Raw genomic sequence first — 18,054 nt, forward strand, 5'->3', positions numbered from 1 at the left:
AAAAATTCTATCCCGAAATTGTCACACCGATGTGACATGGCTCACAACATCCGCTCGAGGATGCCGGGGACCAGAGCCAATGCCTCGGCCAATTTCTCAGGATTCTTGCCGCCCGCTTCCGCGAGATCAGCCCGACCGCCTCCGCCGCCCTCTACCACTGCCGCAATCTCTTTTACGATCTTTCCGGCATTCAGTCGGGAGGTCAGGTCCTTGGTTATGGCCGTAATTAACGACACCTTTCCATCCGTTTTCATTCCCAGCACGACCACACCGGAGCCCAATTGGCTTCGGTATTCGTCTGCAAGCAACCGGAGATTAGCCTGGCTGACGTCGTTCACTTCTCGAACCAGGTAGGAGACATCTTTGATCTTCTTGGGCTCATTCGCGGGGCTGTGGACCGCAGACTCCCGGGTCCGAACGAGCTTTCGTTCCAGATCTTCGATCTTCTTGCGGAGCTGCGATTCCTGTTCGGAGAGCTTTTCTACCGCCTCGACTACCGCTCCGCGCGGGGCCCGCAGCGTTTCGGCGAGGTAGGAAAAATCCTGGAAGTACTTATAGAACTCCTCTACCGCTCTTTCCCCCGTGATCGCCTCAATCCGTCTTACCCCTGACGAGATGGACGATTCTGAAATAATCTTGAAAAGCCCGATGTCGCCGGTGCGGAGGACGTGGGTGCCACCACAAAGTTCCTTGCTGAAGCCGGGGACAGTCACCACTCGGACCTGACGACTGTACTTCTCACCGAAGAAGGCGAGCGCCCCGCTGCTCAAGGCGGAATCCAGTTCCATGACATCCTTTGAAACCGCTTTGTTTTCCCGAATCTGCTCGTTGACAAGCCGCTCGATTTCAGCGATCTCCTGATCGGAGAGAGGGGCATAATGCGTGAAGTCAAAACGCAGGCGATCCTCCGCCACCAGGGATCCGGCTTGTTTAACATGGGGGCCCAGGACCTCACGCAGGGCCGCGTGCATCAAGTGGGTGGCGGAGTGATTCAAAACGATCCGCTGGCGTCTCCGGGCATCGACGCGCGCCGCCACTCGATCACCCGGTTTGATCTCACCGCCTTCCACCCGGACCTTGTGGACAATCAGGCCTGTGAGCGGGGAGTAGGTGTCGAGCACCGCGATGCGGGCCTCCTCATTTTCGAGCATTCCACGGTCGCCGATCTGGCCGCCACTCTCGGCATAAAAGGGTGTCCGGTCCAGCACGATTTCACCTTCGTCGTGGAGTTTCAGGGATGGAACCTCGCGATCGCTCGAGAGCAGAGCGCGAATGGTGGCGGAAGGAAGATCTGTTCCGTCATAACCCGTAAACACGACCGCCCCCCGCTCAGCTACCTTCCGGTAAACCTCCTTCACCTGCTTCTTGTCAACGCCCTTCCAGCTTTCTCGAGCGCGCTCGCGCTGCCGTTCCAGTTCCTTCTTGAATCCTTCCCAGTCCACCGTAAATCCGCGTTGCTCGGCGATGTACTCGATCAGGTCTTCGCGCAATCCATAAGTATCATAGAGGCGGAATACTTCCTCTCCCGGGATGGGAACCAGGGCGACCGGAGACCCGGTCTGCTCGGCCTTTGCCACGGCGGCGATGTGTTGTTCCACGTGCGCCTCGAGAATCCTGTTAAATTCCCGGATCCCGACGGAGAGGGTCGTGGAGAACAAGATCTCCTCGGTTTTCACCGTGCGGGTCACGATGCTTTTGGCGTCGGCGAGCTCGGGATAGGGACCCTCCATCAAGTCCGAGACAAATTCCGTAATCTTGTAAAAGAAGGGAAGCTCGAGTCCCAGCTTCTTCCCGTGCCACAAGGCCCTCCGCATGATCTTCCGGAGGACGTAGGCACGCCCATCGTTGCCGGGGAACACGCCATCGGTGATGAGGAAGGCTGCAGCCCGTGCGTGGTCGGCAATCACCCGCATGGAAACTCCCTCCTCGCTCGAATAGGAGTATTTCTTTTTGGCGCACCCCGCAATAAATTCGATGATGGGCCGGATGAGATCACAATCGTAATTCGACCGGACATTCTGCAGGACGGCCGCGATCCGTTCCAGCCCCATCCCGGTGTCCACCGAGGGTTTCGGCAGGGGGGCCATTTGTCCGCCGGCGGCTCGATTGAACTGCATGAAGACCAGGTTCCAAAGCTCAATCGTGGTGTCCCCGGGGCCGTTCACGTGCTCGGGGCGGTTGTCCGCCTTGAGGTCTCCCAGATAGTAGTGAATCTCGGAGCAGGGGCCACACGGCCCGGTCTCTCCCATAGCCCAGAAGTTATCCTTCTCCCCGAAGCGCAGGATCCGGTCCGCCGGGGCGCCGACTCTCTTCCAGAGCTCAAAGGCTTCATCATCGTCCGTGTAGACGGTAAACCACAGGCGATCGATCTCCAGTTGAAATTCGCGGGTCATCAAATCCCAGGCGAAAAAGATCGCGTCCTCCTTGAAATAATCGCCAAAGGAGAAGTTTCCCAGCATTTCAAAGAACGTGTGGTGGCGCGCGGTCTTCCCGACCTCCTCCAGATCGTTGTGTTTGCCTCCTGCTCGAACGCACTTCTGCGAACTTGCCGCCCGGTGATACTCGCGTTTCTCATTCCCAAGAAAGGCATCCTTGAATTGATTCATCCCGGCGTTGGCAAACAACAGGGTTGGATCATTGGCGGGAAGCAGGGGTGAGCTTTTGACGAGCTTGTGCCCATTCTTTTCGAAGTACTTCAGAAAGGCTGTGCGAATTTCGTGGCCGGTCAATTTCTCATCTCCCCGAATGACCCCTTGCTCATCCGTCCGTTTCAAATCCAGCCCGCCTCGGCGCTCATCGAACCGTGCGCGGATAACCGGGTGGATTCCTTTTACTCGCCTTCCTCGCCGTTGAGATCCATTTCCCGCGGGGAAATATGATGACGGCGAAATTCAAGAAGGATACGATCCGTGTTAAAGCCGGCCCGGACGAGCTGGTCGTAGATTTTCTTTACCTGCTTCCGAGTCCAGGCGCCGGACTTGGCTTTCAGTTTCATTCCCAGGGCCTGACGCAGCAGTTCATCCTCATCCAGAGAGCCGAAGACCTGCTCGAGCGCCTGCTCGGCGATCGAGGGTGCAATGCCCCGGGATTTCAACTCCTGGGCCACCCGGCGGCGGCCCTGTTTCTTCCCGGTCGCACGCTGACGAGCCAGATGGACGGCGTATTTTATATCATCGAGGTAACCCCGAGCGACACATTTATCGAGGACGCTCGAGACGAGCGCTTTCTCCGTGCACCGTTTCTCGAGGAGCCGGCTCAATTCCCATCGGGATCGGTTCTTCTGAGCGAGAAGTCTGAGGGCGCGGTCATAGAGCTCGATTTCGCTGACGATCCATGTTCGCGAGGGCTTCATGACCGCGTAAGTAGGCTACCCCCGGTGGGAGGTCCGTTGGATGGAGTCGCGGAGTGACGAGTCCATATCATCGCGCGCCAAATCCGAGGTCGACCGGATCCCTTGCACCCGCAGCTTAAACTCATCCGGGTTGGAAGCGTTCTTGAACGCCTCGTCATAGGTAATCAGCTCGGACTTGAAAAGGCCGTAAATGGACTGATCGAATGTTTGCATCCCGTATTGTGTGGTGCCCTGGGCGATGGCGTCGCGGATGATGCGGGTTTTTTCGGGGGTCACAATGCAATCCCGGATGTATTCGGTCGACATCAGAACTTCAACCGCAGGCACACGGCCGACCCCGTCGGCCTGACGTACCAGCCGCATCGAGATCACGGAGCGCAGGATGGTGGCGAGTTGCAGCCGGATCTGGTTTTGCTGATGGGGTGGAAACATGGTGATGACGCGCTGGACCGTTTCCGTAGCATCAATGGTGTGCAGGGTGCTCAAGACGAGGTGCCCGGTTTCCGCCGCGGTAATGGCGGTATCGATGGTTTCCAAGTCTCGCATTTCGCCCACGAGGATGATGTCGGGGTCCTCGCGCAAGGCGCTGCGCAAGGCATCGTGGAAACTCTTCGTATCGATATCCACCTCGCGTTGATTGACGAACGCCTTCTTGTCCGTGTGAAGAAATTCGATCGGGTCCTCAATGGTAATAATGTTCTCGCAGCGCTTCTGATTCATGAGGTCGATCATCGTCGCCAGGGTGGTCGTCTTGCCGCTACCCGTGGTTCCCGTGACCAGGACCAGGCCGCGGGCTTCGTCACAGATCTTCTCGACGATGGGAGGGAGATGCAGTTCCTCGAGGGTCAGGATTTTCGTCGGAATGACGCGCATCACGATGCACACGGTGCCGCGCTGCTGGAAAATGTTGCACCGGAAGCGGCCCACCCCGGTGATGCCGTAAGCCATGTCGAGTTCGAAGTTGTCCTTGAACTTCTGTTTCTGACGATTGGACATGATGCTGAACGCCATGTTCAGGGTGTCTTCAGCGGAGAGGCGACGCACCTCGGTGACCGGGACCAGTTCGCCGTGGACCCGGATGTGCGGGTGGTTTCCCGCCTTCAGGTGAAGGTCCGAGGCGCTCTTCTCGCAGGCAATGCGAAGTAGATCATCGATGATCATGAAGCCCTACCTTCCGCAGCGCCCTCCGGTTCAGGCGTTGACAAAGTTTGTCGCATTCGCAAAAGTCAGCCATCCAAAGCGGTCCGGGTTCTTTCCCCCGACGATCCCGAAGAACTCTCTTTGGATTTCCTCCGTAACGGGGCCACGCCGGCCGCTGCCGATCTTGATCCGGTCGATCGAACGGATTGGAGTGATTTCCACCGCCGTCCCCGCAAAGAAGACTTCATCAGCAATGTAGAGGAACTCCCGTGGGATCACCCGCTCGATCACTTCGATCTGAGCCTCGGTACAGATTTTGAGGACCGAAGTGCGTGTGATGCCCGGAAGGATGGACGAACCGATGGGGGGGGTGTACACGACCCCTTCACGAACCACAAAGACGTTTTCGCCACTCCCTTCACTGACGTAACCTTCCGAAGTCAGGGCAATCCCCTCGGCATAGCCGTTGACGAGCGCTTCCATCTTGATGAGCTGCGAATTCATGTAGTTCGCGCCGGCCTTCGCCATGGCCGGAAACGTATTGGGGGCCATCCGGGCCCACGAGGAAACGCACACGTCCACTCCGTTCTCAAGAGCGTCCTCGCCGAGGTACTTGCCCCAGGGGTAGCAGGCGATGTACACATCAATGGGGGCGGGGAAAGGGTTGACGCCAATGTCGCCGTACCCGCGCAGGACGATGGGGCGGATGTAACATTGCTCCAGCCGATTGACTCGAACCAGCTCCAGAACCGCATTCGAAATCTGCTCCGGGGAATAGGGGATCTCGATGCGATAGATCTTCGAGGAATTGAAAAGACGCTCAATGTGATCGGAGAGCCGAAATACCGCGGGTCCCTTGGCAGTTTGGTAACAACGGATCCCTTCAAAAACGGACGAACCATAATTGACGACATGTGAAAGGACATGGATTTTCGCATCGTCCCAATCAATCATCTTTCCATTCGCCCAGATTTTGGAGGCTTTAACAATCGGCATGCGTCTGCTCCTTTGGAGGATTTGTCGGCCCCGGCACAATCGGTTATGCCTGCAACCAACTTGCGGCGGATTATAACACATTCGCCGGAGTCGAAACTTCCGGAATTATCCTGAAATCTGAAATTCTGGAAGTTTGGCGCCTCCGTCCGAGTCCACCTCCGTGGATCCAGGGTTGTGGAAAAAACACGATGCAGAATGGATTCGTGTGACGGGCATCACAACACGTCGGCGAACGACCGCCGGGTGCGGTAGAACCAGGCATAGCCGATCCAAAAGACCAGGAGCGATGCCAGCGTCAGTAAAGCGAGACTGCGAACCTCCACCATCTTTCCCTCCAGAAAGATCCTTCGATAGTTGCTCACAAGAGTATACATCGGGTTCAGCACAAAAAAAGTTTTGAAGAGGCCGGGCACCTGCGCCCGCAGGATGATCTCCTCGGGATAAAAAATCGGGGTCAGGAACAACCAGGCGGTCAAAACCAGGTTCAGGAAGTTGGCGATGTCACGGATGAAGACCGTCAGGCTCGCCAGGATCCAGCCCAGGCCCAGGGTGAGCAGAATCTGAGGGAGGAGCACGAAAGGGAAAAGCGCGACGGTGGGGTGCAGGGTATGCTTGAACAGCAGGATGGCAACCAGGAGAATCAGGATTCCGATCCCTTCGGTAATCAGGGCGGAGAGCATCATGTTAATGGGGAGGATCTGAGTCGGAAAAACCAGCTTCTTCACAAAATTGGAATTATCCAGCACGACGGTGCTGGAACGGGAGAGCGACTCGCTGAACGCCATCCAGGGAAGCATCCCGCAAAAGAGGTAAAGAACAAAAGAGATCGGGGAGTCATCGGTTCCAAAACGGACATTCATGATCAAAGAGAAGGTGACGGTGTAAACACAAATCATGAATGCGGGCTGGATCAGGGTCCAGAAGAGCCCGACCGAGGAGGCCCGGTAGCGCGACATGAAGTCCCGCTTCACGAGGGTCGAGATGAGCTGTGCGTTTGTCACCATGTCCCGGAACGGGAAGTACATCACTTTAATGAGTTTTTTCATGTCTTCGAATTTCGTAAAGAAGTATCCCCGTGGCGATTGCAACATTGAGCGATTGAACAGATTCTCTCATGGGGATCCGGACTCGGCTCTGGCAGGCGGCCAGGGTGTTTTCAGGGAGACCCGCGGCCTCCTGCCCGATGTACAAAGCCAGGGGCGGATGAAGTCGCAGCGTTTCGATGGACTGCTGCGCCCGCAGGGATGTCGCCACGGTGACAATCCGGTGGGCCTTGAATACCTCAAAAAGGTCTGTCTCGCGAAACCCCCGGAATATCGGGACCCGGAAGATGGACCCCGCGCTGGCGCGCACGGCTTTGGGATTGAACGGGCTGACGGTTTCCGGGGTCGCCAGGACAGCGGTCACCCCAAACGCCTCGGCACAGCGAATGATAGTGCCCAGGTTTCCGGGGTCCTGAAGTTGAACGAGGACCAGGAACAACGCGGCTTTCTCCGGTAATAGCGCTTCCAGTTTCCATTGGGGCAGTCGGACTAATCCCAGGATGCCGCTGGGTGTCTCCGTATCGGCAATAGAGGTCATCAGATCGGCGCTGACCGTAAAAACGCGGGCCCGACCGTCTCGGAGCCAGTTCTGCAAACCCGCATCGAGGAGAGTGGAATCTCGGACCAGAAGGGAATCGACGGCAATTCTGCTCTTGAACGCTTCACGGAGCAGGAGGGGCCCTTCGATTGGGAGCAGGCCGCGCGCACTCAATTCTCCCCCCCTTAAGGCCGTCCGGATTTCCTTTAGGAGGGCATTGTGCCGGCTCTTGATTTCCTCAAATTCTTCGGGCATCACCGCAGTCCCCAGCTTGAAGTCATCTTAGCGTATTCTTCGGTAAATGTTGAATCCCACGGTGAAAATATTGCCGCCCAGGATTTGCTGCCCTGTGGTGGTGGCCTGCGTCTTTGAGACCACCAGCGAGAAGACATGCCGCGTCGTCGCTCTCTGAATTCCCAGGGAGACCGTCGGCTGGGTGCCTGCGGGAACATAACCTGCCACACGAGGAATATACTCGGCCACCAGCGCGGAGCGGCGTGTTAACTTGAGCGAACCCGCGATTCCCATCGCCACCGTGTTGCTTCGGGAGGTTGTGGGGTCAAAGATGAAGCGCGTGTTGCTGGAGAAGGTGGGGGCAAAGGCCAGTTCGAGTCGGTTCCATAACGAGCGCGACACGGCGATCTGAAAATTCCCGCCATAGAAATGTTCAAAGAACTCCCGGTTCGCAACGGTGAGTTTGAAGTTGTTGCGGCCTTCGACCGAAGCATAGGCCTTCAAGGAGAATGGTTCTCCCTCCGATTCTCTGAGAATGGAAACTTCCCCGCCCAGTTCGATCGTCTTGAACAGAGGGCTGCGATAGGCGCGCACCGCAATTCGGTCGGTAATGCCATACGTCACCCCAAAAGAGGAAATCGAGAAACTGTCAAACCCAAAAAGATTGCTGGGGCCACCACCTCGTGTTTCATCAAAGGGCGGACTCCCAAACCGGTGCGAGAATTGCAGATTCAAGGAGTGCTTGGCGTAGGGAACGGCGGAGGGCAGGTTAACAAAGTAGTGGTCTAAAACTGTGGGGGAAGCTTTTTCCCTTACGGAAGCTCCAGGGGGTGGCGGGACCTGCGGAGTTGACGGGGGCGCATTGGGTGTAGGTCCGGCCGTCTGGAAGCTCTTTCTGGCAGTGTCGATTTGAATCCTCTCCCCATTCACCTCGACCACCACCAGGTTGGGGTTCCTCGGATCAAAATGGACACGGGGGCGATGCGAGGAGCGTGGTTCGGAGAGGAACCGGTCCGGGAAGCTGGCTCGCAATTCGGGAGTGATCCTATGCAGCCCTTTCTCAAAGGACTGTCCAAACACATTGCGCTCTCCGCCCCCGCTGGGATTGATATGACAGGTTGAACACTGGCCGTGCCATGCGGGGATCGAATATTGGTCCTGATCGAAGAGGAGCATGTACTGCGGACGGGCAAAGAGGGCGTTCCTGCCTGTGCCAAGGGTCATCCCCGCGAGCAAGGCTAACCCACACCATGTTGCCCACTTGGGTTTTGGGGTTCTCATGAAAATGACTCCAGAAATAAATTAGAAATCGGGCGGCACTCAGAGCCTCCAGGACCTGCCGCACGACCTTCAGGTGTCCTAGCCGGATTCGGTCGGATATTACACGATTTCCATTTGCATGCCCAGCGTGGCCGGTGCAGGAATGAACATCATTGCATTTACCCGGGTTCGGAGGGGGGGGCGTCGCGGCGAGAAAGAGGGTCTGAGTTGAAGGGGCTGACGCGAAGGAGCGGCGTCATTTTACTTGCGGAGGTCACTTTGTTTTTCAGATTTCGGAGTTCAGATCGAGTCTGTCCAGGGGAAGGGATGAGGATTATCTCTTGATCTTGAAGGTCTTGTCGGAGATGCGCTTGTTCTTCTCCACGTCGTCAAAATCGATCGTCAGTGAATCCCCCGAAGGCTCAATCATCTTTTGGCGTACAGGCAGCCAGGACACCGCATCGAGCCATACCTCCTGGGTGGAAAAGAACGATTTGGCCTTGGCGTCGCGTGGAGTCAGGACCAGTTTGACAGTCTTCTTTCCCTCGATCTTTTCCTCTCCCAGGTAACGGATGGAATAGGTCTTTCGGAGAGTATCGCCCGACGATCCCACGCCGGCCAGCAACCCCAATTCTGCCTTGTTCTGAAGGCCTTCGCTGCCTAAAGCAAACTCATCGATCTTCTTAATTTTGGGGTAATAAATGGACACCCTTCCGTCCGCAATCAGGATCTCACGGCGCGCCGGGTCCTTGAACTCGAGCTTGATCTTGTTTCCGCGGCGCTCATGCTGGAACCACAGGCGACCGTTTTCAATACTCGTGTCGTCCACCACCTTGGTATAGGTCGTGTTCTTGATCTTTGCCTGAAGGGTTTGAAAATCAGCAGCGGCTTTATCCAACTCCGCCAGGATGTGCTCCACCTGGGGGTCCTCCTTTTGGGCCCACCCCAGCCAGGGAAAGGAACCCAGGAGGATGATTGACAGCGCAAGAATAAGTATTGCGGGATTCGGTCTCATCGATCGCCACCCCTCATTCTAGTGATCCACGCAGAAAAATCAATCATGAAAATATGCAGGCGGTTTTCTCTTCCGGTGGGATCGGACGGGGGAACGGATTTACTCGAACACCCAGACACGGAACCCTTCAAGCTTTTGATCCTCGTCGAAGACCGGCTCAATGCGCTGGATTTTGACGGAACGGTGCAGGTTCTTCTGGAGTTCTTCCTGGATCACCCGCGTCAGGGCTTGATTGTCAGATTGAAATTCCTTGTAATGAGAGAAGACTTGGGCCCTCAAATGATAGACTTGCACCGAACCCTGGTGAGATTCTCGAATGACGGTATCACTGACGTTCAGCGGAAGCGGTTCGTCATGGAAGATTCTCCGGGGGGTAAAGAAGATGAAGAGCAGAATGGCAGCCACCATCAGGTCGTACTGCCACGTGCCCCGCGCGTATCTCCAGAACAGGGCATTCTTAAGAACCAAGAAGATCTTGTGGAACATCGCCGGAAGTTTAATGAAGACTTTCTGACGGGGTCCTGTCCCCCCGAGTCGAGCTTCAAGGAGAAAGACTGGATTAAGAATCCTTGCAGCCGCCACACTTACAAGAACGATTCCTCCACCGCCGTGTAGGAAACATCCTGAGCGCGGTCCACGATTCGGCCATCGCGCATTTCCACCAACCGGTGGGCGATCGCCGCCACTTCGGGATTGTGCGTAATCAGGATGATCGTTTGGGTGAACTTCGTATTCAGCTCCTGCAACATCTTTAAAACGAGTTGAGAATTTTCTGAGTCCAGATTTCCGGTCGGCTCATCCGCCAACAAAATGGACGGCCGGTTGATGACGGCTCGCGCCAAGGCGACGCGTTGCTGTTCGCCTCCTGACATCTCCAGCGGCTTGCTTTTGAGCTTGTGCTCGAGCCCCAGCACCCGCAAAACCTCCTGGCTCGATTGTAACTGCATCGCCCCTGATCCATTGCCGTGGATGTGGCGCGCGATTTCCAGGTTTCCCTGGGCGGTCATCGTGGGAAGCAGATTGAACCGCTGAAAAACAAAACCGATCTTATCGCGCCGAACCCGCGTGCGCGCCGCATCGCTGAGCGCGCTGACATTCACGCCGTCAATCCATACTTCACCGCTCGTGGGTGTCGTCAAGCCTCCGAGGATATGAAGAAGGGTGGACTTCCCGCAGCCCGAAGGCCCCATGATGGCGACAAACTCACCCTGATGGGCCCGAAGGTCGATGCCGCGCAGCGCCAGGACGTCTACCTTCCCGGCGCGGTACACTTTGGTCACGGCCTTTGTTTCAAGAATGGTCTTCAAGTCTAGGCGCCCTCGAAGGGTCAGGATGCGAACGTCATGATAACAAAATTTTGTGCCTTTGTGATGACAAATCTCCCGCCGGCGGGGCGGAGAGGTTGCTTCACAAGCGAATGGAGAGGACGAAACGGTAAGTCTGAAGGTTACGGTGTCACAACCCGGAATCCGGAAGCGGAAATCTACTCATAAGAAAGTGCGGCAATGGGATCCTGCGAGGCGGCGCGCAAGGAGGGATAAAACCCTCCCAGCACACCCGCCAGGACCGCCAGCAGGCTGGCCCTGACCACCCAGGAGGTCGTGATCAACACCGACAGTGTGGGCAGGGTGGTGGTGATGACGCGCTTGGCCAAGAAGGTGAAGCCCAATCCCAGGAGGATCCCGAGGATCGTCAGCAGGAGCGCTTCCCGGAGAATCGCGTCGACAATGAAGAGCTTGGAAGCTCCCAGCGACTTCAGGATGCCGATTTCACGGGTGCGCTCGGTGATCGTGGTGTACATCGAGAGATAAATCACCAGAAAACCGATCAAGCAGGCGATGAAAATCATTACATCAATGAAAGTATTCAGTGCGGGGATGGTTGCATTCGTGATCTGTGAAAGATATTCCTTGATAGAAATCACCGAATAATCGCGCAGCTCGGGAATGGCTTTGATCCGCTGGACGACGGCGTCGGTCTCGTTCGGATCCTTGACCTTAACGTAGAACACCGAGGTCTTGTCCACCGCTCCCATCAAGTCTTGAAGGGTGGCGAGCGGGACAAATACGCGAGCGCCCTTACCATGCTCCACAATCCCGCACACCCGGAACTTATGGTTGAGCACGTCAATTTGGTCCCCGACCCTCAGCTTGTTGTTGCGGGCGTGCAGATCATCCACCAACACGTCGAGCGGTTCTTCGAACGGGCCTCCCCGGAGGTAGTTGAAGCCTCCCGAGAGGGCGCTGTAACTCTTCAGGTCAATCCCGAAGATTTGGCTGAGTCCGCCGCTCGTGGTGGTCTGAATCAAAACGGGAGCCGCGACCTTGACACCCTCGACTCGCTCCAGCACGTCCTTGAACTTGACTGACATGGGGGCTCCGGTCAGCCACAGAAGCTGCGCGTTGGGAGGCCGGAACATGATATCCGCGCCGATCCCCTCCTGCCGCTTGGCACTATCCACCCGCATCCAGGTGGTGATCCCGACGACAAGCAACACCAGGGTGACCTGGATCGCCACGGCAACCACAGAGACAAAGGTCCGCATCGGCCGGTGGAGGATGTTGGCGACGATCATGGAGTTGGTCAAGGCGGCAGACTCTCTTTCAAGGGTTGGTCGGTTTCCGACCGACTTCGATCAATTCATAGCCTCCCGGCCGGGTGAGTTCGAATTTGCTGTCATCCAGCAGGAGATTGAATTTAATATCGTCAACGCGGATTGCCAGACCGTAATCTTCGCGAGGTCGAAAGAGGTCAATTCCGCCGGGATACCAAACATCCCCCCATTGAGAATACTGCGTGTAATGCGCATCTGATTCTAGCACACCCCCCTCAGAATACAACTGCTGCCGGGCGACGCGAAGGTCAAATCGATCAATCCAAATCTTGCGACGGAGGGCAGCGGACCCGGATTCCGCTTGGACGACCTCGTACATCACATAGAAATTGTCCCTGCCCTCGGAAGCCTCCTCCTGAAAAATGAGTCGGTGGTCGATGTTTTCGCCGATGGTCGCCGGCCGGAGGGCTTCAAGAATATGTTCCGGGCGAAGGTTTTCCAGGGGTTTCTTGGAATGCGGGTGGTCGAGGGCGCTTCCAATAATGAATTTCCTGTAAGGAGCGAATGAGACCCGAAACTCCCGGCCATTGGAAACCATATCGAGGGCATTCAGCCCAAAGCTCGGGATTTGCCCGATCATCCGAAGGTGGTCCGGAGAGCGATACAGAAGAAAACCCTTAATCTCGTGATAGTTTTTCAACTCGCCACTGGCAAGCGAACCGCTCCGAAGGTCAAACCGGACCTTCGCCTGGAAAGAGTGGACGGCCTCAGCCTCCGAATTCAAGCGATGAATGAGGTCCTGCAGGCTTGCGGTTTGAGCGGAGCGGGGACGCTCAAACTCTTTAACCTTGTGGGTCTTAACGACACACCCTCCCGCGGCCAAGGCCAGCAGCAGGGACATCAGAATGGCGTACCCGGATCGGTTTGTCGTCAAGCGGTTTCACCCCGAGGAGGTCGACTGCCAGTACAAAAGTGGCGTAGTTTAGGCGGACGGTTCTTCGCTTGTCAAGGCGAATGCTCCTCGCCACCACCTCCGAAGTGTTCCTGAAACTCCCGGCTCCGCTTTCTCAATATCAGCCAGTCCACAAAAATGTCCGGCGTCTGTAACCAAACTGTGAACCACTGAGCAATCTCTGCTTTCTCCGCACGTTTCCCGGAATGGACCTTTTTGTTTCTCGCAATCATCTGGGCTCGTTTCTTGCCCTTAAGGATGAGTTCCCGGCAACGTTGCATACCCTTCGGGTCGCCTTGGGTGCTGAACTCGGAGAATCGCGCATGCACCTTCAGCAAGGTCTGCTCTGAGGCATCCAGGGTATCGAACTTAAGCATTCCCTCGAACTCATCTTCCATTGAACACTCGCCTTGGCCATGAGACGGGGGGCCTGAGGGGAAACGATTCACTTCCGTGTCCTGGGGCGACGGGGTTTTGTTGTCACCTCAGGGGAACTGGGGGTTTGTGGTGCAATGGCGGCGTCCAGCGCCAAGGCCCGCCGGTACTCACGCACGGCGTTTTGATGCTGCGCCAGGGTCTTGGCGAAAATGTGCCCCCCATTGTTATCGCTGACGAAGTAGAGATAATCGGCCGGTTCGGGATGTACCGCCGCCTCCAGGGACGCCTCGCCGGGATTTGCGATCGGCCCCAACGGCAAACCACTTTGAAGATAGGTATTGTAGGGCGAGTCGATCTGCATGTCGGAGCGATAGATTTTTCCCCGATAGCTGTCCTTGAGCAGAGCCGCGTAGATGACCGTGGGATCACATTCCAGCCGCTGGTGGATTCTCAGCCGATTTAGAAAGACGGCGCTGATGAGCGGTCGCTCGGTCTCCTTTCGAGTTTCTTTCTCGATTAAAGACGCCAGGATGACCGCCTGATGAAGCGTCAAGTTCTCATTTCGAGCTGCCGCCAGATATTCCGGCGTCACGAATTTGTGGAACCGATCCAGCATCTTGCCGATGATTTCGAGGACGGGGGTGTGGCGTTCAAATTTATAGGTGTCCGGAAAAAGGTAACCCTCGAGCGATACGGCGCTGGGCGAGATCTCTTTGATCAAATCCACACGGTTTGTTGCTGTCAGAAATTCATCCTTGTCGGCAAGACCAGCATTCGCCAATATCCCGGCAATGTCAAAGATGTTTGATCCTTCCGGTACAGTCACCTCGTGATAGTGCACCTCTCCCCGGAGCAGTTTTTGGATGACTTCAAATTCGGTCAAAGGGCGGTCGAAATTGTATTCGCCGGCGCGGATGACCCGTTTGCGCCGTTCCAGCAGCAGCGCCACCAGAAAAGAGCGGCGGTGGCGAATGATGCCTTCCTTTTGAAGCAGGTCCACGATCCCCCGCAGACGGGTGCCCCGGGGTATTTCCACCAGCTTTTCCTTCTCGGTAAACCCTTTGTAAGGAGAGCTTAGGAGAAATGCGCCTCCAATGACGACGGCGAGGCACGAAAGCACGAGGAATGAAATCAGAACCGTTGTGCGGTACCAAAATCTGGAAACAAAATGCATCCTTCTTATCCTGACGTCGTGGCGGTGCTGAAAAGTTTGCCGCCATCCGATTCAGCGCTGCGACCTGCGGCAAGACTTCTCACATGGCGTTCAAATCCCCGTCACCACCTGCAAATGTGGTTTGCATTGAGAATCCCTCGGCCGCGGGGTGAGTTACGGTTCAGCACTGGGTTCGCGAGAGGAGTTGTCGTGACCGTGAGCATCAAGATAGCTTTGCAGCAGAAGCATCGCCGCCATTTGATCGATAACCCCCTTTCGCTTCTCCCGGCGCATGCCACCGCCGATTAAAACCTTGCGGGCTTCTGCCGTGGTGAGGCGCTCATCCCAAAGGACTGGGGTCAGGCCCAGGCGGGTGGAAAGCGCCTCGGCAAAAGCCCTGACCTTGTCGGCTTGTGGCCCGATGGTGCCATCCATGTTGAGCGGATACCCGACGACCACTTTCTCGGCCGCGTAGTCATCGAAGAGAGCTTTGAGTTCATCGAGATCCGACTCCAAACCTCTCCTCTTGAGAGTGGTCACGGCCTGGGCTGTAATCCCCAGCGCATCGCTGACCGCAACGCCGATGCGGACATCGCCAACATCCAACCCCAGGATCCGACCTGCCATGAAATTCCTTTGCCGCTCTCTTCAAATTCAATCAGGCATGGCAGTATAGAAAGCGGATCGCGCATGTGTCAAATGACAACTTCGGTCCCCATAGGCTTGACTCTCATTTTCGCCCAGCGTAAGCTTGGTTTCTCAGGCTTGTATTGTAGGAACCAGTTTTTCCTCCCCCGTGGAAACCTCCATGTACACGCAGCTGCTCGGGTGTGGAGCAGGAATTCCTGAGACCAAGTTCAAGCGATGAGATGGGCTCCCCCGCTGTTGCGCGGCGGTGTATCACTACCCGGCGGCTCGGAGCTGACGAGGCAGCGGCAGTCATGGTCAATCAACAACCCTAATCTGGAGGTATTCGATGATTGGAGTTTCTCATCACCCCTCGGGTCGTCCCGTCCCAGGGGAGTACGCACAGTATGCACAGGCCGACATCGACCTGGTGGAAGGATCTGACGCCGTGATCGTGTTGGAGCGTCTCGCTGACCAGACACTCGCGTTCTTGCACTCTCTTCCTGAAGACCGTCTGGCGGGTCTACGATATGCCCCCACCAAATGGACCTTGAAGGTGGTCCTTGGGCATGTGATCGACGACGAACGAGTCTTTGCCTATCGGGCGTTTTGCCTCGCACGCGGCGAAACTCTGTCGCTGCCAGGATTCGACGAAAATGTGTACGCGGCTCATGGAGATGCCGAGCACCGCTCATGGGGGGAACTCTTATCGGACTACCAGGCAGTCCGGGCGGCTTCCTTGTCGCTCTTCCGCGGGCTCTCACCTGCTCGATGGACGCGCGCGGGTGAAGTAAACGGGTATCGAGCAACGCCCCGTGGGCTGGCCTTTCACATGGCCGGTCACGAGTTGCACCATATGCGATTGCTGCAAGAGCGCTATGTCCCACTGCTCACCCGCCACCCGTAGGCCCGCCGCCTGATAGACCGCTGGAGCTGAGGGAACTACGGAACCCGAATCGCCGGCCGACGAGTCAAGCCAGAATTAATCATTCATGGGTGCGCCAGTCGGCTACGTTCATTTACTGTCCCTCCGCAGCAGCGCAGCCACCGCCATCAGGCGGGCCATCAATAGGAAGTAGAGGAGAAGAATCATGAGCACCAGGAACAACTTGCTCAATCAATGCCGAAAACCGACAGGATGGCACGGCAGATTCGTTTTGTGGACAATGAACATCCGGCATTCCAAGGTGACCGACTGGGGACTGAAGCATGTCCCGATAGAGAAGCACGAAACGATTCTCGACGTGGGCTGCGGCGGCGGGAGGACCGTTCGCAAGCTGGCCGCCATCGCTACGGAGGGCAAGGTCTACGGCGTCGATCATTCTGGAGAGGGTGTCGCCGCAGCCCAGCGAACAAACCAACAATGGATAGCGATGGGCCGCGTCGAAATCCGGCTAGGTTCTGTGTCTCATCTGCCATTTTCCGAGGACATGTTCGATCTCGCCACAGCGGTGGAAACGCATTTCTGGTGGCCTGACTTGCCCGCTGACATGCGAGAGGTCTTCCGCGTACTGAAACCCGGTGGCAGGCTCATCGTCATCGCAGAAATATACAAAGGAGGGAAACACGTCCGGATTCAAAAGCTATTAGAGAAGCATGCGAAAATGACGCAGATGGCGCTCTTGAGTGTTAAGGAACATAGCGAACTCTTCTCAAACGCCGGTTATTCGGATGTTCAGATTATAGAGGAACACGACAAGGGTTGGATCTGTGGCATTGGCAGAAAGCCTTTGTAGTTTGTGGATGAAACCCGCATTCTCCCCCTACAGGGCGACCGAGCGAGAGGCCCTCTGTTTACACCGAGCTACGTGCAGAGTAGACTCCGCACGTCAAGGTAACCAGCAATCAGAGGGAGAGCTCAACCCATGGACATTCTCCAGGCCATAGGAAACACATCGATGGTTCGACTGCGCAAGGTCGTTCCACCTCATTGCGCAGAAATCTGCGTGAAGCTTGAGTGGGAGAACCCCACCGGCAGCGTCAAGGACCGGATGGCACTGGCCGTGATTACGCAGGCGGAGGGGGACGGCCGACTGAAGCCCGGGGATTCCGTCCTCGAATATACCGGCGGCAGCACAGGAACGTCGCTTGCATTGGTCTGCGCCGCCAAAGGATACCGTCTCCAGATCGTCAGCTCCGATGCGTTCAGCCAGGAGAAGCTGGATCACATGGCGGCCCTGGGGGCTGAGCTGACACTTGTCCCGAGCGAGGGAGGGCGCACCACCAAGAAGCTGATCCTGGACATGATCGAGGCCGCCCGTGTGTTGAGCCAAGAGCCTCACACCTACTGGACCGACCAGCTCAACAACCACGACAGCATCGCGGGCTATTACGCGCTGGGCGAGGAGATCTGGAATCAAACGAAGGGGCAGATCGACGCCTTCGTTCATTGCGTGGGGACGGCGGCTTCCTCGCGTGGGGTCGCCACAGTGCTGAAGCGACGCAAACCGGGTATCAAGATCGTCGTCGTTGAACCCGCGGAATCCTCGGTGTTGCTGGGAGGGCAGGCAGGTCCTCACAAGATCGAAGGAGTGGGGATCGGCTTCACTCCTCCTCTCTGGGAGCCGACTCTCGTGGACGAGATTCAGCCGGTCAGAACAGACGACGCGAAGGACATGGCGAGACGCCTTTCGCGGGAGGAGGCCCTTTTCGCGGGGACGTCTTCCGGAGCGAACGTCGTCGCCGCGATTCGCGTCGCGGAGCGACTTGGGCCACAGGCCCAGGTGGTGACGCTGATGGCCGACTCCGGCCTTAAGTACTTGAGCACCGACGTGTTTCGGAGAAAGTAAGCCACCCTCTCGATCATAAGAGG

18 protein-coding genes are annotated in these 18,054 nt (G+C 56.6%); 3 read left to right on the forward strand and 15 right to left on the reverse strand.

Features of this window, described 5'->3' with window-relative positions; translation table 11 throughout:
* Positions 1 to 41: 41 nt before the first annotated feature.
* The 15 genes from alaS to ruvX all read right to left on the reverse strand — a co-directional run bounded on the left by alaS (position 42) and on the right by ruvX (position 15,242).
* On the reverse strand, positions 42 to 2,729 hold the full coding sequence (alaS, locus tag LAO21_04640) for an alanine--tRNA ligase (GenBank protein MBZ5551985.1): 2,688 nt from the start codon (positions 2,727 to 2,729) through the stop codon (positions 42 to 44).
* 101 nt (positions 2,730 to 2,830) lie between these two features.
* Positions 2,831 to 3,352 (reverse strand): RecX family transcriptional regulator, encoded by a 522-nt coding sequence (locus tag LAO21_04645; protein ID MBZ5551986.1) that lies wholly within the window; start codon positions 3,350 to 3,352, stop codon positions 2,831 to 2,833.
* Positions 3,353 to 3,367: 15 nt separating this feature from the next.
* Positions 3,368 to 4,513 carry a PilT/PilU family type 4a pilus ATPase gene (locus LAO21_04650; protein MBZ5551987.1) on the reverse strand — a complete coding sequence of 382 codons (1,146 nt, stop codon included), beginning with the start codon at positions 4,511 to 4,513 and terminating at the stop codon, positions 3,368 to 3,370.
* Positions 4,514 to 4,543: 30 nt separating this feature from the next.
* Positions 4,544 to 5,488 carry a branched-chain amino acid transaminase gene (locus LAO21_04655; GenBank protein ID MBZ5551988.1) on the reverse strand — a complete coding sequence of 315 codons (945 nt, stop codon included), beginning with the start codon at positions 5,486 to 5,488 and terminating at the stop codon, positions 4,544 to 4,546.
* Positions 5,489 to 5,703: 215 nt separating this feature from the next.
* Entirely contained in the window at positions 5,704 to 6,534 is an 831-nt protein-coding gene (locus tag LAO21_04660) for an ABC transporter permease (protein MBZ5551989.1), read from the reverse strand.
* Positions 6,518 to 7,324 carry an RNA methyltransferase gene (locus tag LAO21_04665; protein MBZ5551990.1) on the reverse strand — a complete coding sequence of 269 codons (807 nt, stop codon included), beginning with the start codon at positions 7,322 to 7,324 and terminating at the stop codon, positions 6,518 to 6,520. Before LAO21_04665 ends, LAO21_04660 begins: the two co-directional genes overlap by 17 nt.
* A gap of 27 nt (positions 7,325 to 7,351) precedes the next feature.
* A complete protein-coding gene (locus tag LAO21_04670) occupies positions 7,352 to 8,584 on the reverse strand; it encodes a DUF5777 family beta-barrel protein (protein ID MBZ5551991.1) in 1,233 nt (410 codons plus the stop codon).
* A gap of 313 nt (positions 8,585 to 8,897) precedes the next feature.
* Positions 8,898 to 9,578: an outer-membrane lipoprotein carrier protein LolA gene (locus tag LAO21_04675; GenBank protein MBZ5551992.1), complete on the reverse strand. Its 681-nt coding sequence runs from the start codon at positions 9,576 to 9,578 to the stop codon at positions 8,898 to 8,900.
* 99 nt (positions 9,579 to 9,677) lie between these two features.
* On the reverse strand, positions 9,678 to 10,064 hold the full coding sequence (locus LAO21_04680; GenBank protein ID MBZ5551993.1) for a hypothetical protein: 387 nt from the start codon (positions 10,062 to 10,064) through the stop codon (positions 9,678 to 9,680).
* A gap of 98 nt (positions 10,065 to 10,162) precedes the next feature.
* Positions 10,163 to 10,885 carry an ABC transporter ATP-binding protein gene (locus LAO21_04685; protein ID MBZ5551994.1) on the reverse strand — a complete coding sequence of 241 codons (723 nt, stop codon included), beginning with the start codon at positions 10,883 to 10,885 and terminating at the stop codon, positions 10,163 to 10,165.
* Between the two features lie 176 nt (positions 10,886 to 11,061).
* Positions 11,062 to 12,165, reverse strand: coding sequence for an ABC transporter permease (locus tag LAO21_04690; GenBank protein ID MBZ5551995.1), 1,104 nt, complete (start codon positions 12,163 to 12,165; stop codon positions 11,062 to 11,064).
* 16 nt (positions 12,166 to 12,181) lie between these two features.
* The gene (locus LAO21_04695) at positions 12,182 to 13,066 is read right to left on the reverse strand and encodes a hypothetical protein (protein ID MBZ5551996.1); all 885 of its coding nucleotides are present in this window, start codon (positions 13,064 to 13,066) and stop codon (positions 12,182 to 12,184) included.
* A gap of 71 nt (positions 13,067 to 13,137) precedes the next feature.
* Complete coding sequence (locus LAO21_04700; GenBank protein ID MBZ5551997.1) at positions 13,138 to 13,461, reverse strand: hypothetical protein; 324 nt, start codon at positions 13,459 to 13,461, stop codon at positions 13,138 to 13,140.
* A 68-nt stretch (positions 13,462 to 13,529) separates the two neighbouring features.
* Positions 13,530 to 14,636, reverse strand: a complete 1,107-nt coding sequence (gene mltG, locus LAO21_04705) for an endolytic transglycosylase MltG (GenBank protein ID MBZ5551998.1) — start codon at positions 14,634 to 14,636, stop codon at positions 13,530 to 13,532.
* Between the two features lie 153 nt (positions 14,637 to 14,789).
* Positions 14,790 to 15,242, reverse strand: coding sequence for a Holliday junction resolvase RuvX (ruvX, locus tag LAO21_04710; protein ID MBZ5551999.1), 453 nt, complete (start codon positions 15,240 to 15,242; stop codon positions 14,790 to 14,792).
* Positions 15,243 to 15,591: 349 nt separating this feature from the next.
* Here ruvX and LAO21_04715 point away from each other — a divergent pair, with 349 nt between their 5' ends.
* The 3 genes from LAO21_04715 (at position 15,592) to LAO21_04725 (ending at position 18,031) form a co-directional block, all read left to right on the forward strand.
* Positions 15,592 to 16,149, forward strand: a complete 558-nt coding sequence (locus LAO21_04715; protein ID MBZ5552000.1) for a DinB family protein — start codon at positions 15,592 to 15,594, stop codon at positions 16,147 to 16,149.
* A 184-nt stretch (positions 16,150 to 16,333) separates the two neighbouring features.
* The gene (locus LAO21_04720; protein MBZ5552001.1) at positions 16,334 to 16,978 is read left to right on the forward strand and encodes a class I SAM-dependent methyltransferase; all 645 of its coding nucleotides are present in this window, start codon (positions 16,334 to 16,336) and stop codon (positions 16,976 to 16,978) included.
* A gap of 129 nt (positions 16,979 to 17,107) precedes the next feature.
* The gene (locus LAO21_04725; protein MBZ5552002.1) at positions 17,108 to 18,031 is read left to right on the forward strand and encodes a cysteine synthase family protein; all 924 of its coding nucleotides are present in this window, start codon (positions 17,108 to 17,110) and stop codon (positions 18,029 to 18,031) included.
* The last annotated feature ends 23 nt before the right edge of the window (positions 18,032 to 18,054 follow it).

The organism is Terriglobia bacterium (assembly GCA_020073085.1).
Taxonomy (GTDB): domain Bacteria; phylum Acidobacteriota; class Terriglobia; order JAIQFV01; family JAIQFV01; genus JAIQFV01.